This is a genomic window from Paraburkholderia sp. JPY465 (assembly GCF_050436725.1).
GTDB lineage: Bacteria > Pseudomonadota > Gammaproteobacteria > Burkholderiales > Burkholderiaceae > Paraburkholderia > Paraburkholderia youngii.
In genome coordinates this window covers 1-23,488 of record NZ_JBNDMT010000006.1, presented here as the reverse complement: position 1 = coordinate 23,488, position 23,488 = coordinate 1, and the positions used below count along the sequence as shown (strand labels likewise).

The following is a 23,488-nucleotide window of genomic DNA, read 5'->3' as shown; positions in this document are numbered from 1 at the left end:
GTCAGCACGACAGCCCTGACGTCGTCGCTAGCTTCGGCCGCCGCGAGCACGCGCGCCAGTTCCTCCAGCAGCGGCACAGACAGCGCATTGCGCTTGTCGTGATGATTCAACGTGATCAACCAGACGAACTCAGCGGGTTGTTCCAGCTTCAGGTACCGCAGGTCCTCGCCTGCGGCCAGCGGGACCTGGGCGGCGCCGCTTCGTTCGATGTGAGCCGTGTTCATGATGAGCCTCTCGGTATTGCGATCGTTTTGCGCGCGAGAACAGTCGCCGCATACGAAGTTCTAAAGATTGGGCCGGGCGCGTGCGGCCGGTGGCCCATTCTCCTCGTGTTATTTGATTGCCAGCAGGTTCGGCAGGAACCGTGGGATATGCGGGAAGACGATGATCAGCAGCAGGTCGACCGTCAGCGCGAAGATGAACGGCAGGATCGCCCGAGTCGCTTTTTCGACGGACACGCCGCCGATCGATGCAGCCGTAAAGAGGCAAAAGCCGATCGGTGGCAGGTTGATGCCGATGGCCGAGTTGATCAGTACGATGACGCCGAACACCACCGGGTCGATATGCATCTGCGCGACGAGCGGCAGGAACACGGGGATCACCACCGCGATACTCGAGATCGTTTCCAGTACCGTATGGGCTGCCAGAAGGAAGAGATTGATCAGGATCAGCAATACGAACGCGCTGGTCGTCACGGCGAGAAAGCTGTTGGCGACGTGCAGCGGGATTTGCGCCTCGATCAGATAGCGGCCGAGCACGAACGCGAGCCCGAGAAGAAACGATACCCGCGTGGTATTGATAGCAGTGCGCGTGAGTATTTCCCTGAAGTGCGACAGCCTGAGCGACTTGAAAACGAAGGCGCTCACCAGCGTCACATAGACCGCCGCGATGACGCCTGCCTCAACCGGGGTGAAGATGCCGCCGAGAATGCCGCCCAGAATGATCACAGGAGTCAGCAGTGCCAGGATCGCCTGTCTGAACGTGGTCCACAGCCGCGCGGCGGAAAACGGTTCGACGGCCGTATAGTTCTGGCGCACGGCAGTGACGTAGTTCACGAGCATGAAGGAAATCACCACCAGCAGCATCGGCACGATCCCCGCGACGAACATCGTGCCGACGGACACGTTAGCGGTGTACGCATACACCAGCATGCTCATCGACACGGGCGACAGCAGTCCGAGCGAGCCCGCCGCCGACTGCAGCGCCACTGCGAACGCGCGTGAATAGCCCTGCTTGACCATCCCCGGAATCATGACCGAGCCGATCGCTGCGGTGTCCGCAGTCGCCGAACCGGAGAGGTCGGCGAAGAACATGCTGGCAACGATCGTCACCTGGCCGATGCCGCCACGCATAAACCCGACAAGCGCCTGCGAAAAGTCGATGATCCGGCGCGAGACACCACCCGCATCCATGATGGCGCCAGTCAACATGAAGAACGGGATGGCCAGCAGGCCGACGTTATTCAGGTTCGCAAATAGCTGCTGCGGAATCACCAGCAGCGGGGTTCCATTCAGCGTCAATGCAATCGTCGCCGCAATGCCGATGCAAATGGCCACCGGTACACCGAAGCCGAGCAATCCGGCGCCTAGAGCGAGTGCCCACATGTTGATTCACCTCAGATATGTTCGGAGACGCCCTGCAACAGAGAGGGCCTCGTTTGCGCGCCGGGCGCGAGATGGGAAACCGCGATTCGCACCGCGGAATGAAAGACCAGCAGCGCGCCGCAGACGGGAATCGAGAGATACGGGTAGACCATGGAAACTGGCAAAGAGGTCGCTGTTTCCGTGCCCATCAGCTCCAGCATCTCTCCACCGTACATGACGAACACCACGCCGAGCGCGAGGACTACGCAGTCGGTAAGGTCCGCCAGTGTCTGCGCGAAGATGGGCGGACAACGGTCGGCCAGTACCCGCACCTCCGGATGAACCCGCAGCTTGGCTCCTGCCGCCGCACCGAGGCACGTGAGCCACACGAACAGATAAGCCGCGAGTTCGTCGGACCACGACAGCGAGTCCTGCAGGATGAAGCGAAAGACCACGCCGAGGCCAGCGACGCACACCATCGTGAGAAGCAGTCCACCGCATAGGAACAGCGTGATCTTCAGAACCAGGTCGTCGATAAACAGGAGACTACGCGCAAGCTTTTCCATGGCGCTCCCCGTTCATTTCGAAGCGACAGCGGACTGGTCGGCTGCTTCGATTTCCCGATAAAGCGCCTTGCCATCCGGAATGCCACTGAGCAGGCCGTCGCGCGCCTTTTCGGTTGCTGCGGCCCACGGCGCGGTGTTTATCTCGGTCACCTGGGTGCCGTTCTTCTTCATCGTTGTTAGCGCGTCGTCATACTCGCGCTTGTATTCTTTCATGTCATAGTCAGCGGCGACGGCGGCAGCCGCCTGAAACGCCTTCTGCTCGTCAGGCGAAAGACGCGTCCAGGCGCTCTTGCTCATTGCCAGCACCACGGGCAAGTAGTTCACGTGGGTCAGGTAGTAATGCTTCGCGACATCCGAGAACTTGTCCTGGATGAACTGCTCCGGTGACGTGTCGCCGCCGTCCACCAGACCTTGCGAAAGCGCCAGAAATAACTGGTTATAAGGCAACGGCGTCGGGTTTGCGCCCAGTGCCTTATAGCCCGTGATATAGCCGGGGCTCTGCATCACTCGCACTTTCATATCCTTCATGTCACCGAGCGAGCCGACGGACTTCTTAGCCGTGAACAAATTGCGTTCGCCCACCGATAGCCACGTCAGGCCGATCATGTTGACGGCCGGCATCATGTCGAGGAACTTGCGGCCGACCGGTCCTTGCAGAACCCGGTTGGCGTCGTCGATGCTGCTAAAGAGATAAGGCGTATCGAAGATCTGCCATTGCCTGATCGTGTTTCCGATCGGCGCCTGTGCGGAAATCATGAGCTCCTGCGTGCCGGTGCGCAGCGCTTGCGCCATCTGCACTTCGCCGCCGAGCTGTGACTGCGGAAAGATCTCGATCTTGACCTTGCCGTGGGTTCGCTGCGCGACCTCCTTGGCGAACACCTGGGCAGTCAGCTGATAGTGATTGTTCGGAGCCAGGGTGTGGCCCAGCTTCATGACGATCGGGTCGTCGGCGCGAGCGACGCCTGCGACAACGACGCCTGCCGCGAGCAGCGTACCTACCATGATGGCGCGTCCTGCGCGGCGCGCGCTCAAGAATGCTTTCATTTCGTCTCCTTCCGTACTGGAATTTAGTCTTCGCTCCGCGTCAGGTCGATCCGTCAGCAGGCGCTTCAAGTATTCGTGAGTGCACGCAACGGGCGTTAGGACCGGTCGCCCGATTTCTTGTACTTTTTTACGGCGTCTTCGATAGCAAGCGTTTCCCGGACTGTCCGGCGATTGATCCGGCGCACACGGCGGAAGACCCTTGGCGATACTGGCGAAGGGCACAGCGGGGGCTATCCGCGGGCGCCTTGCGGATCAGGTGAAGACTGAAATCACCGCGTGCGTGCGGTCAAAAAAGTCCAAGCATTCCCCCAACCCGTCCTAACGGTCAGCAACCCGCACTGATTAGATTTGAGTCATGCCTGCCGGCCCCAATCAACGAGGAACAGGCAGGCTTCTCAACCCACTCTCACCGTCAGAACCACCATGGCCAAACGCCCGCACATGGATTGTTACGCGCTCGGCGACACTGCCGATTTCGCCAAGACCGTCACCGAATTCGATATCTACGGTTTCGCCGGGATCGTCGGCGATTTCTATGCCGTGCATTTGAACGAGGAATTCGCCAAAACCACGCGTTTCGAAAAGCGCATCGCGCAAGGATGTCTGTCGGTCGGCTTCTTATCGACTGTGATGGGCTATATGGCGCAAAAGGCGCCGAGCCCTGGTGCGGTTTCCTACCGCTACGACATCACGTTCAACGCGCCGGTATTTATCGGCGACACCGTCACTGCCCGGCTCACGCTGCGCGAGAAGGACGACGATCGCAACGTATGCGTGTTCAGAGCAGAGGTCACGCGCCAGGACGGCACGGTGGTCGCATCCGGCGATACCTATCTGAAGGTGCTGTAACCCAGCGCACTGCCTTTAATCTCTCCCGCTTTTCACGGAATCGAACATGCCGCATTGGTTAAACGAACAACACACCGCGATACGAGACGCCGTGCGCCGTTTTGCGGAAAACGAAATCGCTCCTGTCTCGGAAGAGCTCTGGGAAGCCGAAGCCTTTCCTTACGACATCTGGAAGCGTGCCGGCGAGCTTGGCTTCGCCGGCCTGCCCTATCCGGAGAGTTGGGGTGGCGGCGGTGGCGAATGGCTTTCCTATGTGATCGTGCTGGAAGAACTTGCACGGGTGGATTGCGCAATCGCCAATTCGCTGATGGCCAATTCGACGGTCGCGAGCCTGCTCTCCAACTATGGCACCGATGAGCAGAAGGACCGCTATTTGCGCCCTATTCTCGACGGCCGCAAGGTCGGCGCGATCGGATTATCGGAGCCCAACGCGGGCTCCGACGCGGCTAACATCGCGACGCGTGCGACGCTGGAAGGCGACCGATGGATTATCGATGGATCAAAGACCTTCATTAGCAACTCCGGCACGGAAGTGACCGGACCGGTCGTCATCGCCGCGGTAACGGGAACGCGCCCCGACGGCCGCAAGGAAATTTCCAACTTCATCGTGCCCAACGGCACCCCCGGTTTCAGCTACGGACGCAAACTGCGCAAGATCGGCTGGCGCGCATCGAGCACCTACGAGTTGTTCTTCGAGCGCTGCGCGATTCCGGCCGCCAACCTGCTCGGCGAACGCGGTGCGGGCTTACGACAGACGCTCGCCCAGATCAGCACGGGCCGAATCCTGATCGGCGCGCTCGCGCTGGGCATCCTGCAAGGGTCGCTGGATCGGTCGATCGCGTACATGAAGGAGCGGCGCGCGTTCGGCAAGCCGATCGCCGAGTTCCAGGCGCTGCAGTTCAAGATCGCCGACATGGCGGCCCACGCGCACGCCGCGCGGCTGATGCTCTACGATGCCGCCGCGCTGAAAGATGCGGGCGTTCGCTTCGATCAACAGGCGTCGATGGCCAAGCTCTTCGCCACCGAGCGCGCGATGGAGGCGGCTCATCAGGCGTTGCAGATACACGGCGGCTACGGCGTGATGAGCGAGTACCCGGTGTCGCGCGCATTCGGCGACGCCAAGGTTCTGGAGATCGTCGAGGGGACCTCGGAGATTCAAAGGATGATCATTTCGCGAAACCTGCTTGCCTGAGCGATCAGTCAAACAGATAGGAACACGCGCTCAGGAGACGAGTCATGCTGGAAGGCATCAAGGTAGTAAGTTTTACTCACTTCTTACAGGGCCCCGCTGCCGTGCAGATGTTGGCCGACGTCGGCGCGGACGTGATCAAGATCGAACCGCCGGGCGGCGCGTTCGAGCGAAGCTGGACCGGTTTCGATGCGTATGTCGAAGGTGTGAGCATGTTTTTCCTGCTCGGCAACCGCAATCAGCGCAGCATCTCGCTGGATCTCCGAGACGAGCGCGCGAGAGAGATCGTCTGGCGGCTGATCAAGGAAGCCGATGTCCTGATCGAAAACTACCGCCCAGGCGTCCTGCAGCGCATGGGCTTCGGTTACGACGATGTCCGCGAGATCAATCCGAGGCTCGTGTACTGTTCGTGCACCGGCTACGGGTCATCCGGGCCATATCTGAAGCGGCCAGGGCAGGATCTGCTGCTGCAGGCGATCAGCGGCATGACGATGCTCTCCGGCGACGCCGATTCCCCGCCCACACCAGTCGGCTCCGCGATCGTCGACCAGCACGCGGCGGCGTTGGCAGCCTTCGGCGTCGTCGCGGCGTTGCAGGCGCGTGAACGTACCGGCAAAGGCACGCTGGTCGAAAGCAATCTGCTCAACGCGGCGCTCGATCTTCAGATCGAGCCGTTCACCTACTACCTGAACAAGGGGCCGCTCTGGCCGCGCACAAACCCGCCGACCGGCAGCCGGTTCCATCCGGCGCCCTACGGGATTTACCGGACGCTCGACGGCTGGATCGCCGTTTCGCTGACGCCCACTGAAAAGCTGGCGGCGGCCTTGTCTCAGCCCACGCTCGCCGGGTTTTCGCACCCCAAGGACAACGTGCGCCGCCGCGACGAATTGAACCGCATCGTGTACGACGCGCTGACCACGCGCACGACGGCGGACTGGATGACGACCTTCGACGAGCACGACGTCTGGTACGCGCCCGTGAACGATTACGATCAGGTCGAGGCCGACCCGCAAGTGGCGCACAACCACATCATCATGGAGGTCGACCATCCGCAGGCCGGGCCGGTTCGCTTGCTCGCGCATCCGGTTCGATACGACGGCGCAGCACCGCCGCTCACCCGCCAGCCGCCGCGGCAAGGCGAGCACACCCGTGAGGTGCTCGCCGAACTCGGCTACGAGCCGCACGAAATCAATGCGCTGGTTGAAGCCGGCACAGCGTTGACCGAGCGGAGAACCGCATGAACACTCATCCGAATCGGTGCCACGAGATGCTGCGTTTCGACGATATCGAGATTGGCCGCTGCCAGATCCTCGTGCATACCATCGCGGAAAGTGACGTGAACGCTTTCGGCCATCTGTCGGGCGACCTGAATCCGTTGCATATGGATCCCCACTTCGCGGCACGCACGCCATTCGGCCAGCGCGTGGCGCACGGCCTGCTGACCGCGGCATTGGTGTCGACGACGCATACCGGCTTGACCGGTCCCGGCTTCGTCTACGTCGGGCAGGAGTTGCGCTTTCTCGGACCCGTCTTCATCGACGATACGATCAAAATCCATGTGACCGTGGTCGAGAAGAAACCCGCCAAGCGCATCCTCGTGATGGACACGATGGTTCGCAATCAGGACGGCAAGCCGGTGCTGACCGGACTGTCGGCGCTGAAGGAATTGCGTTTCCAATCAGCAGACGTAATGAGCTGACAATCAGCACGCGAGGCCGAACCTGTGCGGGTTTTCGGCAACAGCCGTCACGCCGCTTTGCCAATTACAATTAGACTACTTTCGATGCCGAACGGGCGAAGGAGAAACAGCAGGCTTGACTTGGCTGGGGGGCAACTGGCTAGGCGAGCCTGAGAAGTGCGCTGGATGCAGGAGACAAGTCAGATGCCTAGCAGTTGTGGTTGTGAGTTGCCGGTCTTCAAGATCGCGCACTACGAGTATGGGTCGAGAATCAAGTCGATCGATTTTCATCTCGCGCCTCTCGAAGATATGAAATCGACGTTGCCGTATCCTCATCGGCACGAGTTCTATCACATCGTCTGGGTCGAGTCGGGCAGCGGTCACCACATCATCGACTCGATTCGCTACGAGGTGCGGCCCAATACGCTGTTTTTCATGGCCCCTGGCCAGATCCACGATTTCGCGTTGTCCGAAGACACCATCGGGCACGCGATCAGTTTCTCGTCCGAATTTTTCGCGTTCAAGGTGCAGAACCGCCATTCGCAGACCGAGATTCCCGTCTACGATTTCGAGCGAATTCCGAATACGGTTTATATGAGCGACGCACAGGCTCAGGACCTTCGCCGTGTGCTGGATGGAATCAATGCGGAATATCAGGGTGAAGAGGCTGGCTACGAGGACGTGATCTGGTCGTATCTGCGGGTTCTGCTCATCAAGTCCGCGCGCCTCGGCGGCGACGCCGTCACCGAGGTCAATTCGTCGCGTAGCGTGCTGTTGTCGCGACGCTTCAAGAGCCTGCTGGAAAAACATTTCGCCACGATCCACGACGTCGCTCGCTACGCCTGCCTGCTGAACGTCACGGAACGAGCGCTGAACGATGCGACGCGCCAGGCGCTCGGCAGCACCGCAGCCAAGCTGATTCGTGAACGCGTGATGCTGGAAGCGAAGCGTCTGCTGCTGCATTCCGAGGTCAATGTGGCCGAGATCGCAACACAGCTTGCGTTCGACGACCCGGCCTACTTCAGCCGATGTTTTCGCAAGCATACGGGCCGCTCGCCCATCGACTTCCGCCGCAGCCTGGAAAAACTGAGCATCTGAAGCAGTGGCTCGACACACGCCGGTGCGCGTAGAAAAGTCCAACATAAGCCGCACTTCGTCCTAACTGCCGGAACCGCCGCGCTCCTAGAATTTGCGTGTCCCCGTCACTCGGGAAACGTGAAAGCAATCAGGAGAGAAAAGGCGTGAATGCTTCGTACCAAGATCAAGGGTTGTCCTCTGAACGGTCCGCGCTCTTCACCGGCGTCCTCGACCGCATGGCAGCCAAAGTTGCTGAGGACGAGCCGACGCTCGGCGTCGAATTCCCTCAGATCACGGCGGCCGATGGAAAGTGGGTGCTGCTCCCGGCGTCGCTGTCCGCAGGCTACAGCGGTTCAACCTGGAGCCACGGCAACTGGTTTTGTGGCTTCTGGGTCGGACTTCTGCTGACGTCGTATTTGCACACCGGCGAGGACAAATACCTCTCGTGGGCCCGCGAGCGCATGCGCCTCGTCGCGCAGCGCGCGCAGGACCCCAACACGCACGACATTGGCTTCATCTTCGACAGCAGCGCCGTGCCCGGTTATGAAATCACCCGCGACCCGTGGTACGCGCAAATTGCAATGGAAGCCGCGGACAAATTGCGCGCCCGTCTCGTCACCACGCACAGTGGCGCCTATCTCGCCTCCTGGGGCCCGCTCGACGATCCGCGCGGACGCAGCGCTTCAGCTATCGACACGATGGCTAATCTATCGTTGCTTTACTGGGCGGCCAACCATTCCGGGGACGGCAGTTATCGCCTCGCCGCCGAAGCACATTCCGTCATGACCGCGAAGTCGTTTATCCGCCCGGACGGTTCGACTTATCACGCGGTCGAGTACGACGTAACAACCGGTGAGCGTCGGCGCGGCTACACGTTTCAGGGCGCATTCGACGAATCGGCGTGGAGCCGGGGCCAGGCGTGGGCCGTCTATGGCTACGTGAACACGGCGCGTGAAACCGGCAAGCGCATCTGGCTGGATCTTGCAGGGCGCCTGGGGGCGTACTATCTGCGCCGGCTCGATGGACGTCTGGTGCCACCGTGGGATTTCGACGCCACTGGCGCGGACGCGAAAATCAAGGACACTGCCGCAGCAGCGGTGATGGCGTCAGCGCTGATCGAGCTGGGCCGTCTGCATCCCGATCCGGCCAGTTCGGTTCACTGGCGAGAACACGGACTTGCGATGCTCGAAGCTCTGTGTCGTGACGAGTTTGCCTACGAATCTGCGCATCGCGGACTCCTGAGAAATTCCTGCTATTCGAAGCCGCACAATGAAGGCGTCGATGGCGCGACGATGTTCGGCGATTTCTTCTTCGCCGAAGCGCTGAGTCGCGTGATGTTGCCAGGCAAGCTTCGGCCCGGCACGCAACGCGTATCGCTCGCCGGAAGCACCCCTGCCGCGCGGTTCCGAACCCTCGCTAGCCAATCCGTCCATGATATCGAACGATCTTCCGCCTTTCGTACCTGCTGACCTACCCGATGCGTTGCTGGTCGGACGCATCTGGCGAGACGCGCCGATAGACGGGCCGTCGGTCGTCGTTGTTCGTGCCGGTCAGGTCTACGACATCACGGCGTCGGCGCCGACGAGCTCCGATCTGTTCGAGCGCGTGGACCTGTTGGAGTTTGCACGTCACGTCGAGGGCGAGGCGCTCGGTCCCGTCGAGAACATCGGCCAGGCATTGCTCGCGCCATGCGATCTTCAGGCTATCAAGGCATGTGGCGTGACCTTTGCCGTGAGCCTGCTCGAACGGGTCATCGAAGAACAGGCTGCCGGCGACGCGACGCAAGCCGACACGGTGCGCGCGACGATCGCGCAACTGATCGGCACTGATCTCTCCAGAATTCGCCCCGGCACGCCAGCCGCCGACAGTCTGAAGCGGGAACTGGAACGGCGCGGTGCATGGTCGCAATATATGGAGGTCGGCATTGGGCCTGACGCAGAGGTGTTCACCAAGTCTCAACCGATGTCGGCAGTCGGCTACGGCGCGGACGTCGGGCTTCACCCGGCCTCCCACTGGAACAATCCCGAGCCGGAAATCGTGCTGGCGGTAAACAGCCGCGGAACGATCGTCGGAGCAACCCTTGGCAACGACGTCAATCTGCGCGACATCGAGGGCCGCAGTGCGTTGCTGCTCGGCAAGGCGAAAGACAACAACGGCTCATGCGCGACTGGTCCTTTTGTCCGCTTGTTCGATGATCGCTTCACGATGGACTCGGTGCGTGCGGCCAGCGTGTCGCTGAGGATAGAAGGCGCGGACGACGGATTCATTCTCGAAGGCGTGAGCCACATGCGCGAGATCAGCCGTGACCCGGAGGAACTCGTCGCTCAGACTGCCGGCCCACATCACCAGTATCCCGACGGCTTCATGCTGTTTCTCGGCACGATGTTCTCCCCGATTAAAGACCGGCATGCTCCGGGCAGTGGCTTCACGCATCACCTCGGAGACAAGGTGACTATTGCAACGCCGGAGCTCGGCGCACTGGTCAACACCGTGCAGTCGTCAACCGAAATCGCGCCTTGGCGATTCGGCGTGCGCGCTCTATACGAAGCCCTTGCAAAACGGCTTGCGCTTGCCCGCGCCATGGGGCCGGTAAGCGATGCGTAAATCAGCGAACGGGCCGACGAGGCTTCCATTCCACCCGCGTTAGCGAGTTCGCCCGCCCCCTCGCCGGGCTGCCGCTCCAGCACCGAAAATGATCAGGTCCCGGACGGCACAGCAACCGGATCGATTTGCACTCACCGCGCCAGAGGATGCGGCGAGTGCGCGGACGCTCGCGCGCCCGGCGCCGCGGCCGCCTCATCTCCCGGCTCGGCGGACAGATCGCGCCTGAAAGTCTCTGCGAGGAAAAACGCGCACGCGAGGCTCAGCAATCCTGTCGCCGCGATATAGATCGAAATGGGCAGCGTCTGGCCATACGTCGCGAACAGATAGGTGGCGATCAATGGCGTCGGTCCCGACGTGATGATGCCGGCGATCTGATACGGCAGCGAAGCACCTGTATAACGCACCCGGGTCCCGAACAGTTCCGCGAACCACGTCGATTGCACGCCGTACACCGACGCCTGGCTCAACGCGATGCCGCAGACGTACGCCACGAAAATCAAAGTCGGATTGCGTGTCTCGAGCAACGGGAAGAACGCGAATCCATAGATTGCCACGAATACCGCGCCGAGCATGAAGACGGTCCGGCGTCCGATAGCGTCCGACAGCTTGCCGAACAGCGGCAGCGTGAACAGCGCAACCACGCAGCCCACAATGATGGCGTTCAGCAGCAGTCCGCGCGACAAGCCGAGCCGCGTCGTTCCGTACACCAGCACGAACACGTTGATCACGTTGAAGGTGATGTCGACCGCGAAGCGCGTGCCGATCGTCAGCACGAGGTCTTTCGGATGCCGGCGCAGCAATTCGATCAGCGGCGCTTTCACGACCTGCCTGCTCGCCTTGATCTGTTCGAATACCGGCGACTCCATGACGCGCAGGCGGATGAACAGGCCGATCGCGATCAGCGCGACGCTCAGCAGGAACGGCAGGCGCCATCCCCAGGAATAGAACGCCTGCGACGGCAGACTCGAGACGGCTTTGAACACGGCGGTCGAGAGCATCAACCCGAGCGGCACGCCCAACTGCGGGAACGCGCCGAAGAAACCACGCTTTCTGGCCGGTGCCGTTTCGACCACCATCAGCACCGCGCCGCCCCATTCGCCGCCGACGCCGAGCCCTTGCAGGAAGCGCATCGCGACCAGCAGCATCGGCGCCCAGACGCCGATCGAGGCGTAAGTCGGCAGCAGGCCGATCACGAAGGTGCCGACGCCCATGATCGTCAGCGTCGCGACGAGCGTCGCCTTACGTCCGATGCGATCGCCGAAGTGCCCGAAAAACACGGCGCCGAAGGGCCGGGCGAGATAGCCGACCGCAAAACTTCCGAACGCCGCGATGGTGCCGACCATCGGATCGAACGAGGGAAAGAACAGCTTGGCGAAGACCAGCGCCGAAGCGGTGGCATAGAGAAAAAAGTCGTACCACTCGATGGCGGTCCCGACCACCGAGGCGACCAGCACACGGTTGACGGCCGACCGGCTGATAACCGGCGCGTTGCCGGATGAAATGGGCGATGTTTTCACGTCTCCTCCCTTCTCTGGGAATCTATGTTTTGAACTGCTGCGTGTCGGCGGCGCGGGGCCGCCCGCACGTTACGATCAGTTCACTGTGCTCACCAGTGCAGTTCCATCGGGAAATGGTCGAGCGTTTCGACGCCGCCCGAAGTCAACCGCACGATACGTTCCGTGCGCAGGCCGCCGACGTTCGGCACCGTGATCGTCGCCTTCAGCGTAAAGACCATGTTTTCCTGCAGCACGGTCCTGTTGCCCGGCCCGATCCACGGCGCTTCTTCTTCCGGGTCCATGCCGGTGCCGTGACCGGTGCCATGGCCGCGCGCTTCGCTCGAGTATTGCTCGTAGTTCGACTTCACCAGCGCCTGCTGGATCACCGCGTTCAACTCCATGGCCGCCATGCCGGGACGCGCGGCGGCCAGCCCCGCTTCGACCGCGCGCGCCGCTGCCGCGACGATCGCCATCTTCTCTGGATTCGCCGGACCGTAGGTAAAACCGCGTCCGCCGTCGGCCACGTACCCACGATAACGCGCACCGATGTCGGTCATGATGAGGTCGCCCGGTTGCAGGATGCGGTCGGTGGGGCGCGCCAGGTTATACGCCGAGCGCGGACCGGATTGCACCATCGAATCGAACGCGGTCCGGTCCGCGCCTCCCGCGAGCATCGCGCGGTCGGCGATTAAAGCGAGTTCGCGCTCGGTGTAGGGACGGCCCTCGGCGAGCGCGTCGCGAATCGCGGCCATCGCCGAATCGGTCAAGGCCGCGGCTTTGCGCATCAGCGCGACCTCGGGCTCGCTCTTGATCGCCTTGATTTCGGCCAGCACCATCGTCGGTTCGAGCTTCAGTTCGCCGAGACCGGCGTTCAGGCGCTGCAACAGGTCCGCGGGGATATAGGCGGCGCCAGCGAGGCCGACCGTGCCGCTGCGGTGCCGCGCAGAAAAGGCCTGCACCTGTTGCGTGACTTCACGCAGACTGCGCACCTCGAAGGCGGTCACGCTCGTCGCGTAATCGAAGCATTGATCCGACACGAACAGCACGGGGTCGCCGTCCACCGGCAGCAGCAGGATCGCATTGGCAATGTCCGATACGCCGTCGAGCGGGCGGAACTCGGTGAAGTAGCCGATGTTCGCGCCACGCCAGCAATCGCCGAATGCAAGCAGGCCGACCAGGCCCGCCTTGTCGAGCGCGCTGCGGACCTTGGCGACGCGGCCGAGGAATTCGTCGGTGGTGATGCCTTCCGGCGGGATGTCTGCAGTACGGATGTTCATTACCTCTTCGCCTCCTGTGCGGCTGCATGCGCGGATGCTGGATGCAGCCGGTCTCGATGCCCATGATGGGAAACCGCCCGCCTTGAAATGCAGGGCGACTGCTGCATAGTAGGATTGTTCGATATGCTTTTATAATGAAAAATAACGCAAGATCTATATCGATACGGAATACGTGGAGGCGACATCGTGAGCTCGGCACTTCATCCGGTCGACGGCGCGGGGGCCATCGCGCCGGGCCGCTTCGACCCCTCGCGCCTGAAGACGCGCCAATTGGCCCTGATCGTTCAGCTCGACACGCATCGCTCGGTATTGCGCGCGGCGGACGCCACGCACATGACCCAACCCGGGGCGACCAAGTTGCTGCGGGAACTGGAAGAGACGATGGGTGTGCCATTGTTCGAACGCCATCCGCGCGGTGTCGAGCCCACCTGGTACGGCGAGGTGCTGATCCGCCATGCGCGCAGCGTGCTGGCGGAGTTGCAGCACGCGTACGACGAAGTGTCCGCGCTCAAAGCCGGCCTGACCGGGCAGGCGATGATCGGCACCGAGGTCACGGCGGCCACCAACGTCGTGCCGCAGGCCGTGGCGCTACTCAAGAAGCGCTTTCCGCAGATTCGCGTCAACATCGAGATGGAGTTCAGCGAGGTGCTGGTGCAGCGTTTGCAGGAAGGCAAGCTGGATATGATCGTCGCGCGAATCCGCAAGCCGGACGATCTGACGGAACTGCACTACGCCCCGCTCGCGGAAGCTCAGCATGCGCTGTTCGCGCGCGTTGGCCATCCGCTCGCCAGGCGTAAGGCTCTCAGTTGGAACGAACTGGCGCCGCAAACCTGGATCCTGCCGCCCAAGGGCAACGTGATGCGCAATCAGTTCACGCAACTTTTTCTCGAACGGCAGCTCGCGTTGCCGACGGATGTGGTGGAGAGCTCATCGCTGCCTGTCATTACGAGTCTGCTGCAGATCAGCGATATGATCGCGCCGCTTGCGCGCGAGCCGGTGCGGCCGTATTGCATTGCCGGCGCGCTCGAACCGTTGCCGTTCGAGCTCGATCTGAAGCTCGGGCCGGCGGGCATCGTCACACGGCGCGGGGACCGGCTCTCACCGGGTGCGCGGGCGATGCTGCAAGCGCTGCGCGAGGCCGCCGGATTCGATACCGGAGCCCCCGACGCCGACAACGACTGACTTACCTCGACGGGACTCAGCGCAGGCCGTCCACCGCGAAGGTGCGCGTGGCGGTCGATTTCCTGCGCCAGCAGTTAAGCGATGGACCGCTCGCCTTACGGCGCCTGTCCCTGCCCTTCACCGCAACGGCGCGATGCCTTCCGCCACGCCGGCCGGCATGCAGATGTGCTTCAACTCGGTGAAGTCCGCCAGCGCATCGTAGCCGTGCAGCCGACCCAGTCCGCTTTGGCGATACCCGCCCGTTTCGGCTTCGGCGAAAAGCTTGTTGTGGTCGTTGATCCACACCGTGCCGTTGCGCAGCGCACGCGCGACGCGCAATGCGCGCGCTCCGTCGTGCGTCCATACGCTCGCCGAGAGACCGAAGACCGTGTCGTTGGCTTTCTCGATCGCTTCCATTTCGTTCTCAAAGACCTCCAGCGTGACGAACGGGCCAAAGATCTCGTCCTGACAAAAGAACGCCTTCGGATCGTCATGCTCGACGAGCGTCGGCGACAGAAACGCGTACCCCGAGCGAGTGCCTCGCAGCAGCACACGCTCGGCCGTGTCACACGCGCGCTCGATCGTCCGTGCCACCGCATCGCGCGTGGTGCCGTCGATGAGCGCGCCGATATCCGTCGCCGGATCGATGCCCGGTCCGACCCGCAGCGACGCAAGCGCCGACGCGAGGTGCTCGCGCATTTGCGCAGCGCGCGACGCATGAACCAGCACCCGGCGCGCCGCCGTGCATTGCTGCCCGGAGATGATCGTCGCGGCGCGCGCGAGACGCGGCGCGATCGCCGCGATATCGGCATCGTCGAAGACGACGCAGCATGACTTGCCGCCAAGTTCGAGCGACAGCTTCTTCATGCTGTCGGCAGCGGCCGCCATGATCTTCTTGCCCGTCGCCGTCGATCCCGTGAAGCTCACCACGTCGACGCCGTGCGAATCGACGAGCCGCTGGCTGGCCGCGTATCCCCGTTCGTTGACGAGGTTCACCGCGCCTTCAGGCAACGCCGTGTGTTCGAAGCAGCGCAGCATCGCGGCCGTGAGCAGCGACGTTTGCGCCGCCGGTTTGACGATCGCCGTGCAGCCGGCCGCGAGAGCGGGCGCGAGCGAGCGCACGAGCAGCACGGCGGGCGCATTCCAAGGCACGATGACCGCCGCAACGCCAGCCGCTTCGCGCAGCATCGTCGATATCGTGCCCGGTTCCGGTTCGAGCACGTGCCCGGCAATATGGCGCGCGAGCCCCGCGTAATAGCGCACCTCCGATATCGCGCCGGCAATCTCGCCGCGCGATTGCGCGATCGCCTTGCCGTTTTCGCGCGTGAGCAGCGTCGCGAGCATGTCGCGTTCGGCTTCGAGCGCCGAAGCCCAGCCGAGCAGCACGTCCTGGCGCAAGCGCGCGTCCTGCGCCCATGTCGTGCGATCGAACGCGTGGCGAGCGGCGGCGATGGCGGCATCGGCTTCGCTCGATCCGCCGTCGGCGAACCGGCCGATGGCCTCGCCCGTCGCGGGATCCATGCTGTCGATGTTGGGCGTTCCGGTCCATTCGCCGGCAATCCAGTGTCGTGCGTTCATGAAGATCGTTCCTTGATGGTGTGTGAGGGCTCGTCGCCCGACAGGCTCGACGCGCGGTGCAACTCGTCGCCGATGATCCCGATCAGTGCTTCGGCCGCCGCGCTCAACGGGCGGCGCGGATGATTCACGCAGACGATGTGCCGCACGATGCGAGGCGCCAGAATCGGGTACGCGCGCAACGTGCCGTGCCGCGCGGCGCGCTCGACGACGATGCGCGGCAAAATCGTCGCAAAGCGCGTGTGCTCGACGAGCTTGAGAATCGTCGAAAGCACGTCGATCTCGAAGCGCGGCGCAAGCAGCACGTCCTCGTGTTGCGCGGCGCTGTCGAGCACGCCGCGCAGGCCGTGACGTTTGGTGGGCAGCACGAGTTCCAGTTCCGGCAATTGCGCGAGTTCGATCGCATGCGGCAAGTCGGGGCCATGCGCGGCGCTGGTGGCTAGCACCATCTCTTCGTCGAGCAGCGGGCGCGAGTCGAGCGACAAGCGCGCGCGCGGCTTGTTGATGAGGGCGGCATCGAGCTGCCCGCCCGCCACCCAGTCGATGAAGGTCGCGCTGTAGCCATCGGCGACGGTGACTTCGACATCGGGGTAACGCGCGTGAAAGCGCGACAGCGAATCCGCGAGCACGCTTTCCGTCACCGATGCGATCAGCCCGATGCCGACATGCCCCGTCACCACTTCATCGCGCTGCACGAGTTGCTGCCGTGCGTGGGCAAGGTCACGCACGATCGGTAAAAACAGGCGGTACATCAGCCGTCCGGCGGCGGTCGGCGCCATGCCGTGCGCGCCGCGCTCGAACAGCTGTTGATGCAGTTCGTCCTCGAGCTTGGCGATCTGCATGCTCAGGGCCGGTTGCACGATGTTCAGCCGCTTCGCGGCACGGGTGACCGAGCCGTCCTCGAATAGTGCGATGAAGTACTGGATTTGCTTGAGGTCCATGTTCCCTCACGGCATCAGCGATGCTAATGGGGCGTGGTGACATTATCACCCTGCGTTCATCGACGGTGCAGGGCCCCTTTTGGTAGTGCGCCCTGCAGTACGGGCGTGCGTGAGCGGTCTATTGATACGTAACCGTAAGACCGCTGTCATCCGGGCTAACACCGATATAACGACGAATGATTCGTCGCATCAGTAAACAGTATTAGATGTTATGGCGCGATCTCGCTACGCTTCATCCCATGCGCTTGCTACGGTAGCGCGCACAGATGGAGACGCTGATGAACACACGCGATGCCGCAACGCACGGCAATCCCTCATTCACCTGGGCACGAGATCACGCCGACACCGGCTCGCTGTCGCTGCGCGACTGGCTCGCGCATCTCGCGAAAACCGGCCGCGTCGCGACGATCGACAAGCCCGTCGCGCTCGAGCACGAACTCGCCGCCATTGCAAAGCGCCTCGACGGCGAACAAGCTGCGTTTTTCACGCAGCCGCACGGACATGGGATTCCCGTCGTGAGCGGCTTCATGTCGAAGCGCGCGTGGATCGCCGAAGCGATGGGCGTCGATGAATCGGCGTTGCTCGCGCGTTTTTCCGCTGCGGCCGCGGCGCCGCTCGCATCGAAACTGATTCAACGTGAAGACGCGCCCTGTCAGCAGGTGGTGCATACGAGCGGCATCGATCTCCACGCCCTGCTGCCCATTCCCACGCACAGCGAACACGACAACGGCCCGTACATCACCGCCGGTCTCGTGATCGCGAGCAATCCGCGCACCGGCCTGCAGAACGTCTCGATCAACCGCATTCAGGTGCACGGCCCCGATCGCATGGCGATCCTGCTGCTGCCGCGTCATCTCTACGCGTTCCAGCGCGACGCGGAAGCCGCGGGCGATGCGCTCGACGTCGCCATCGCGATCGGCGTCGATCCCCTGACGATGCTCGCGTCGCAAGCGATCACGCCGATCGATCACGACGAACTCGAAATCGCAGGCGCGCTGCACGGTGCGCCGCTGCCTGTCGCGCGGTGCGTGACGAACGGCGTGCACGTGCCGGCGTTCGCGGAGATCGTCATCGAAGGGCGCATTCTGCCGAACGTGCGCGAGCCGGAAGGTCCGTTCGGCGAATTTCCCAAGTACTACAGCGCGAAGGAAGCACGCGAAGTCATCGAAGTGACGGCCGTCACGCATCGGCGCGATCCGATCTTTCATACGATCGTGCCCGCCGAAATGGAGCATCTGCTGCTCGGCGCGATTCCGCGTGAAGCCACGTTGCTCGCGCATCTTCAGCGCAGTCATCCCGCCGTGAAAGACGTGCATCTGTCGGTGGGCGGCGTGTGCCGCTATCACCTGTGGGTGCAATTCGACAAGAAGCGCGAAGGCGAAGCGAAGAACGTCATTCTGTGCGCGTTCGGCGCGCATTACGACATCAAGCAGGTCGTCGTCGTCGATACCGATGTGAACGTGCACGATCCCGCCGAAATCGAATGGGCCATCGCGACGCGCTTCCAGGCCGACCGCGATCTCGTCGTGATAGCAGGCGCGCAAGGCTCGCCGCTCGATCCGTCGACGACGGTCGGTCAGCCCGACGATGCGCCGTCGCATCTGCAAGGCGTCAGCGCGAAGATGGGTCTCGATGCGACGCGCCCCGTCGTCTACCCCGCGCATGTGTTCACCCGCGTGCGCATACCGGGGCAGGACACGGTCGACCTGCAAGCACTCGTCGCCGCCGACAACAGCGCGTTCGACGCCTATCTGTCACGCGATCATGGCTGAACGAAAGAAACGCATCGTCGTCGGCATTTCGGGCGCAAGCGGCGCGGTGATCGGCGTGCGTTTGCTCGCCGCCTTGCGCCGGCTCGGCACGCACGAAACGCATCTGATCGTGTCGTCGTCGGGCGCGGTGACGGCCGCCCAGGAACTCGGCCTCGCGCGCGGTGACCTCGAAGCCGCTGCCGATGTCGTGCACAACGTGCGTGATATCGGCGCGGCCGTGGCAAGCGGATCGTTTCTGACCGAAGGCATGGTGATCGCGCCATGCTCGATGAAAACGCTCGCGGGCGTCGCGAACGGCTTCGCGGACAACCTGCTGACGCGCGCCGCCGATGTGATGCTCAAGGAGCGCCGCCGCCTCGTGCTGGTCGCGCGCGAAACCCCGCTCAATCTCGCGCATCTGCGCAACATGACGCTCGCCACGCAAATGGGCGCGATCGTGATGCCGCCGGTGCCCGCGTTCTACGCGCATCCGCAGACTATCGACGACGTGGTCGACCACACTGTCGGGCGCATTCTCGATCTGTTCGAGATCGAGCACGACGAGATTGCGCGCCGCTGGAGCGGTCTAGCCGATGAATTCGGCGGCCGCGCCGCACGTGAGGAGTAAGGTCATGAATCAGCGCGAAACCGCATTCGCCGACATGGACGCGCGCGTCGCCGGCAACGAGGCGCGCGAAGCGAGCGCACCGCAGCGTCACATCGGACGCTCGATCGAGCGCCTCGAAGACCCGGCGATCCTGACGGGCCGTGGCCGCTATGGCGACGACATCGCCGTCAAGCCGGGCACGCTGCACGCCGCGATTCTGCGTTCGCCGCACGCGCACGCGGACATCCTGTCGATCGATACGCAAGCCGCGTCGAAACTCGCGGGCGTGCGTGCCGTGCTCACGCGCGACGATTTGCGTCCGTGGTCGCGACCGTTCGTCGTCGGCTTGAAATCGCCGATGGAACAGTGGGCGCTCGCGATGGACCGTGTGCGCTACGTCGGCGAGCCGGTCGCGGTCGTGATGGCCGAATCGCGTGCGCTCGCGGAAGACGCGCTCGATCTCATCAAGGTCGACTACGCGATGCTCGATCCCGTGACGTCGATCGAACAGGCCGCGAAGGACGACGCGCCGGTGCTGCACGAACGCGTCGGCAGCAACGTCATCAGCGACCGGCATTTCCGCTACGGCGAGCCCGAAGCGGCCTTCGAGCGCGCGCCGCATCGCGTGAAGCTGGTCGCGCATTATCCGCGCAACACCTGCGCGCCGATCGAGTGCGGCGTGGTCATCGCCGAGTATCTTTCGGGCGAAGAAGGCTACGACGTCACGTCCAATTTCATGGGGCCGTTCTCGCTGCACGCCGTCATGGCGATGGCGTTGAACGTGCCTGCCAATCGGCTGCGTCATAAGGCCCCGCGCGATTCCGGCGGCAGCTTCGGCGTGAAGCAGGCGGTGTTTCCGTATGTCGTGCTGATGTGCCTCGCGTCGCGCAAGGCCGGCGCGCCGGTGAAGTGGGTCGAGGATCGGCTCGAACACTTGAGCGCGGCGACATCGGCGACGGCGCGTGTTTCAACCATAGAAGCGGCGGTCGAAGCCGATGGCCGGATCGTCGCGCTGTCTTACGATCAGTTGGAAGACGTCGGCGGCTACGTGCGCGCGCCCGAGCCGGCGACGTTCTACCGGATGCACGGCTGCCTGACGGGCGCGTACGCGATCCCGAATCTGCTCGTGCGCAATCGCGTCGTGCTGACGAATAAGACGCCGACGGGGCTCGTGCGCGGCTTCGGCGGCCCGCAGGTGTACTTCGCGCTGGAGCGGCTGATCCAGCGCATCGCGATCGAACTGAAGCTCGATGTGCTCGACGTGTATCGCCGCAACTTCGTTCCCGCCGATGCGTTCCCGTATCGCGCAGCGGCGGGCGCCCTGCTCGATTCGGGCAACTATCAGGAAGCGCTGCGCCGTTCACTCGACGAAGGCGGATACCGGGAACTCGTTGCGCGCCGCGACGCCGCGCGCAACGAAGGGCGGCTGTATGGCATCGGCTTCGCGGCGATCGTCGAGCCGTCGGTATCGAACATGGGCTACATCACGACCGTGATGCCCGCCGACGCACGCAGGAAAGCCGGGCCGAAGAACGGCGCGATCGCGAGCGCGACCGTCAGCGTCGATCTGCTCGGCGGCGTGGTCGTCACGATCGCATCGACGCCCGCGGGCCAGGGCCACATGACCGTGTGCGCGCAAGTCGTCGCCGATGTGCTCGGGCTCGATCCGAAGGACATCGTCGTCAACGTCGAATTCGATACGCACAAGGACGCCTGGTCCGTCGCGGCAGGCAATTATTCGAGCCGCTTCGCGGGCGCGGTGGCGGGCACGGTGCATCTCGCCGCGACGCGCGTGCGCGACAAGCTCGCGCGCGTGCTCGCGAAGCAATTCAACTGCGCGCCCGGCGACGTGCGCTTCGAACGCGCGCGCGTCTTTCCGCACGACGCCGAAGACCGCGCGCTGCCGTTCGCGCGTGCCGCGAGCAATGCGCCGCACTGGGCGCCCGCGCTCCTGCCCGAAGGCGAAGAGCCGGGCCTGCGCGAAACCGTGTTCTGGTCGCCGCCGCACATGGATGCGCCCGACGAACAGGACCGCATCAATACCTCGGCGGCATACGGCTTCGCGTTCGACATGTGCGGGGTCGAAGTGGATCGCGCGACGGGACGCGTGCGCATCGACCGGTATGTGACCGTGCACGACGCCGGCACCCTCCTCAATCCCGCACTCGCCGATGGCCAGATTCGCGGCGCGTTCGCGCAAGGCCTCGGCGCGGCGCTGATGGAAGAGTTCCGCTACGGCGCGGACGGCAGCTTCCAGTCCGGCACGCTCGCCGACTATCTGATGCCGACCACCTGCGAAGTGCCCGATCCGCTGATCGTGCATCTGGAGACGCCTTCGCCTTTCACGCCGCTGGGCGCGAAGGGTCTCGGCGAAGGCAACAACATGAGCACGCCGCCGTGCATCGCGAATGCGGTGGCGGACGCGCTTGGCGTCGAAGACATTCGCCTGCCGCTCACGCCGCCCAGAGTGATGGCGATGATCGGCATGGACGATCCCGAACCGTCGCGGCCGGAATATCGCGAAGCGCCCGCCGCGAAGCCGGCGACGCCAGGCGGCGGTCGCGCACTGACGGCGCAGGGCGCGGTCGACCTGCCCGCGACACCCGAAGCCGTGTTCGCCGTGCTGCTCGATCCGAAGGCACTCGCTAACGTCATTCCCGGCTGTCACGCGCTCGAAGAGACGGCGCCGAACCAGTATCGCGCTGACGTGACCGTCGGCGTCGGCATGATCAAGGCGCGTTTCGAGGCGCGTATCGGCTTGTCGGAGATCGATGCGCCGCGCCGCCTGCGACTCGCCGGCGCGGGAATCTCGCCGCTCGGCAGCGCGCGCGGCAGCGGTCTCGTCGAACTGACGCCGCAAGGCAGCGGCACGCGGCTGACGTACGACTACGAAGCACAGGTGTCAGGCAAGGTTGCGGCGGTCGGCGGCCGGATGCTCGAAGGCGCGGCGAAGGTCGTGCTCAAGCAGTTGTTCGAATCGCTCGGACGGCAGGCGGCGGGCAAGCCCGTGCAAGCGCACGGATCGTGGATCGCAAGACTCCTTGCACGTTTCAGGAGACACGCATGAAGCCCGCACCATTCGATTACCTGCGCGCGATGACCGCGCAAGACGCGCTCGACGCGCTCACGCAATACGGCGAAGACGCCCGCGTGCTGGCGGGCGGCCAGTCGCTGATGGCCGTGCTCAATATGCGGCTCGCGCAGCCTAAGGTGCTCGTCGATATCTCGCGCACCGCCGAACTCGATGCCGTGCGCGTGGACAAGCAGGCGGGGCGTCTCGTGGTGAACGCCGCGGCGACGCAAGGCAGCGTCGAATGGCGCAGCACGCTCACCGACGAAGCGCCGCTGCTCGCGATGGCCTTCCCGCACATCTCGCACTTTCAGATTCGCAATCGCGGCACCGTGTGCGGATCGATCGCGCATGCGGACCCGAGCGCGGAGTTGCCGCTCGTGCTTGCGGCGCTCGGCGGCGACGTGATGCTGCGCTCGCGAAAGAGGCGCCGCACGCTCGCGGCGCAGGACTTCTTTCAGGGAATGCTGATGACCGCGCGCGAGCCCGACGAACTCGTCGAAGCCGTGCGCTTCCCGCTGCGCAAGGAAGGCGAGCGCTACGCGTTCGCCGAATTTTCCGCGCGGCACGGCGACTTCGCGATCGTCGCGTGCGCGGCCGTGGTCACCGACGAGTCGATCCGCATTGCTGTCGGCGGCGTCGCCGACCGGCCGGTGACGGAGCAATGGCCGCGTCTGCGGGGCGACGACCTGCGCGGCGCACTGAACGATTTGAGCTGGAAACTGAACGCGCAGGACGATGTGCAGATCAGCGCGGCATATCGCCGGAATCTGGTCCGGCAACTCGGATGGCGCGTGATCGAGGAGGCGAAGTGAGCAAGATGTCGGACACCATCATGCGGCACGGCGAAGTGCGGCGCATCGCGCTGACGCTGAACGGCCGCGAACGAAGCGGCTATTGCGAGCCGCGCGAACTGCTGTCGGACTTCATCCGGCACGAACTGGGCGCGACGGGCACGCACGTCGGCTGCGAACACGGCGTGTGCGGCGCATGTACCGTGCAGGTCGATGGCGTCGCGGC

At 63.7% G+C, this 23,488-nt stretch carries 20 protein-coding genes and 1 pseudogene; 13 read left to right on the top strand and 8 right to left on the bottom strand.

Annotated features, from left to right (window positions below; translation table 11 throughout):
* Positions 1-47 precede the first annotated feature (47 nt).
* The 4 genes and pseudogenes from QFZ94_RS33420 to QFZ94_RS33405 all read right to left on the bottom strand — a co-directional run.
* Positions 48-224, bottom strand: a pseudogene (locus QFZ94_RS33420) (2,3-dehydroadipyl-CoA hydratase); the annotation flags it as partial.
* Positions 225-332: 108 nt separating this feature from the next.
* On the bottom strand, positions 333-1,604 hold the full coding sequence (locus tag QFZ94_RS33415) for a TRAP transporter large permease (RefSeq protein ID WP_429462254.1): 1,272 nt from the start codon (positions 1,602-1,604) through the stop codon (positions 333-335).
* A gap of 11 nt (positions 1,605-1,615) precedes the next feature.
* Entirely contained in the window at positions 1,616-2,149 is a 534-nt protein-coding gene (locus QFZ94_RS33410) for a TRAP transporter small permease (protein WP_129961552.1), read from the bottom strand.
* Between the two features lie 12 nt (positions 2,150-2,161).
* Positions 2,162-3,262: a TRAP transporter substrate-binding protein gene (locus QFZ94_RS33405; RefSeq protein ID WP_429462251.1), complete on the bottom strand. Its 1,101-nt coding sequence runs from the start codon at positions 3,260-3,262 to the stop codon at positions 2,162-2,164.
* Between the two features lie 354 nt (positions 3,263-3,616).
* Here QFZ94_RS33405 and QFZ94_RS33400 point away from each other — a divergent pair, with 354 nt between their 5' ends.
* The 7 genes from QFZ94_RS33400 to QFZ94_RS33370 all read left to right on the top strand — a co-directional run bounded on the left by QFZ94_RS33400 (position 3,617) and on the right by QFZ94_RS33370 (position 10,590).
* Complete coding sequence (locus tag QFZ94_RS33400) at positions 3,617-4,042, top strand: MaoC family dehydratase (protein ID WP_013093447.1); 426 nt, start codon at positions 3,617-3,619, stop codon at positions 4,040-4,042.
* A gap of 46 nt (positions 4,043-4,088) precedes the next feature.
* Positions 4,089-5,234, top strand: a complete 1,146-nt coding sequence (locus QFZ94_RS33395; protein WP_408237611.1) for an acyl-CoA dehydrogenase family protein — start codon at positions 4,089-4,091, stop codon at positions 5,232-5,234.
* Between the two features lie 44 nt (positions 5,235-5,278).
* Positions 5,279-6,472, top strand: coding sequence for a CaiB/BaiF CoA transferase family protein (locus QFZ94_RS33390; protein ID WP_429462247.1), 1,194 nt, complete (start codon positions 5,279-5,281; stop codon positions 6,470-6,472).
* On the top strand, positions 6,469-6,930 hold the full coding sequence (locus tag QFZ94_RS33385) for a MaoC family dehydratase (protein ID WP_368581600.1): 462 nt from the start codon (positions 6,469-6,471) through the stop codon (positions 6,928-6,930). The genes QFZ94_RS33390 and QFZ94_RS33385 overlap by 4 nt, the downstream gene beginning before the upstream one ends.
* Before the next feature lie 183 nt (positions 6,931-7,113).
* Complete coding sequence (locus QFZ94_RS33380) at positions 7,114-8,007, top strand: helix-turn-helix domain-containing protein (protein ID WP_410848489.1); 894 nt, start codon at positions 7,114-7,116, stop codon at positions 8,005-8,007.
* Between the two features lie 95 nt (positions 8,008-8,102).
* Positions 8,103-9,455: a glycoside hydrolase family 88 protein gene (locus QFZ94_RS33375; protein ID WP_429462245.1), complete on the top strand. Its 1,353-nt coding sequence runs from the start codon at positions 8,103-8,105 to the stop codon at positions 9,453-9,455.
* Positions 9,418-10,590, top strand: a complete 1,173-nt coding sequence (locus tag QFZ94_RS33370) for a fumarylacetoacetate hydrolase family protein (RefSeq protein ID WP_429462243.1) — start codon at positions 9,418-9,420, stop codon at positions 10,588-10,590. Before QFZ94_RS33375 ends, QFZ94_RS33370 begins: the two co-directional genes overlap by 38 nt.
* Positions 10,591-10,721: 131 nt before the next feature.
* Here the strand turns inward: QFZ94_RS33370 and QFZ94_RS33365 are convergent, their stop codons facing one another.
* Together QFZ94_RS33365 and QFZ94_RS33360 are read right to left on the bottom strand one after the other, a co-directional pair.
* The gene (locus tag QFZ94_RS33365) at positions 10,722-12,107 is read right to left on the bottom strand and encodes an MFS transporter (protein ID WP_429462241.1); all 1,386 of its coding nucleotides are present in this window, start codon (positions 12,105-12,107) and stop codon (positions 10,722-10,724) included.
* A gap of 89 nt (positions 12,108-12,196) precedes the next feature.
* Entirely contained in the window at positions 12,197-13,363 is a 1,167-nt protein-coding gene (locus tag QFZ94_RS33360; protein WP_429462239.1) for a M24 family metallopeptidase, read from the bottom strand.
* A 186-nt stretch (positions 13,364-13,549) separates the two neighbouring features.
* Between QFZ94_RS33360 and QFZ94_RS33355 the strand changes: the two genes are divergently transcribed.
* Positions 13,550-14,545, top strand: a complete 996-nt coding sequence (locus QFZ94_RS33355) for a LysR substrate-binding domain-containing protein (protein ID WP_429462236.1) — start codon at positions 13,550-13,552, stop codon at positions 14,543-14,545.
* A 117-nt stretch (positions 14,546-14,662) separates the two neighbouring features.
* Here the strand turns inward: QFZ94_RS33355 and QFZ94_RS33350 are convergent, their stop codons facing one another.
* Both QFZ94_RS33350 and QFZ94_RS33345 read right to left on the bottom strand, forming a co-directional pair.
* Positions 14,663-16,102 carry an aldehyde dehydrogenase family protein gene (locus tag QFZ94_RS33350; protein ID WP_429462234.1) on the bottom strand — a complete coding sequence of 480 codons (1,440 nt, stop codon included), beginning with the start codon at positions 16,100-16,102 and terminating at the stop codon, positions 14,663-14,665.
* The gene (locus QFZ94_RS33345) at positions 16,099-17,040 is read right to left on the bottom strand and encodes a LysR family transcriptional regulator (protein WP_429462232.1); all 942 of its coding nucleotides are present in this window, start codon (positions 17,038-17,040) and stop codon (positions 16,099-16,101) included. The genes QFZ94_RS33350 and QFZ94_RS33345 overlap by 4 nt, the downstream gene beginning before the upstream one ends.
* Positions 17,041-17,318: 278 nt before the next feature.
* Here QFZ94_RS33345 and QFZ94_RS33340 point away from each other — a divergent pair, with 278 nt between their 5' ends.
* From QFZ94_RS33340 to QFZ94_RS33320, 5 genes are all read left to right on the top strand, one after another.
* On the top strand, positions 17,319-18,812 hold the full coding sequence (locus QFZ94_RS33340; RefSeq protein WP_429462230.1) for a UbiD family decarboxylase: 1,494 nt from the start codon (positions 17,319-17,321) through the stop codon (positions 18,810-18,812).
* Positions 18,805-19,419 (top strand): UbiX family flavin prenyltransferase, encoded by a 615-nt coding sequence (locus QFZ94_RS33335; RefSeq protein WP_013093433.1) that lies wholly within the window; start codon positions 18,805-18,807, stop codon positions 19,417-19,419. Before QFZ94_RS33340 ends, QFZ94_RS33335 begins: the two co-directional genes overlap by 8 nt.
* A 4-nt stretch (positions 19,420-19,423) precedes the next feature.
* Positions 19,424-22,465: a xanthine dehydrogenase family protein molybdopterin-binding subunit gene (locus QFZ94_RS33330; RefSeq protein ID WP_429462227.1), complete on the top strand. Its 3,042-nt coding sequence runs from the start codon at positions 19,424-19,426 to the stop codon at positions 22,463-22,465.
* Positions 22,462-23,283: an FAD binding domain-containing protein gene (locus QFZ94_RS33325; RefSeq protein ID WP_429462225.1), complete on the top strand. Its 822-nt coding sequence runs from the start codon at positions 22,462-22,464 to the stop codon at positions 23,281-23,283. Before QFZ94_RS33330 ends, QFZ94_RS33325 begins: the two co-directional genes overlap by 4 nt.
* Before the next feature lie 5 nt (positions 23,284-23,288).
* Positions 23,289-23,488 (top strand): 2Fe-2S iron-sulfur cluster-binding protein (locus QFZ94_RS33320; protein WP_429463600.1); only part of this gene is annotated, 200 nt, incomplete at its 3' end.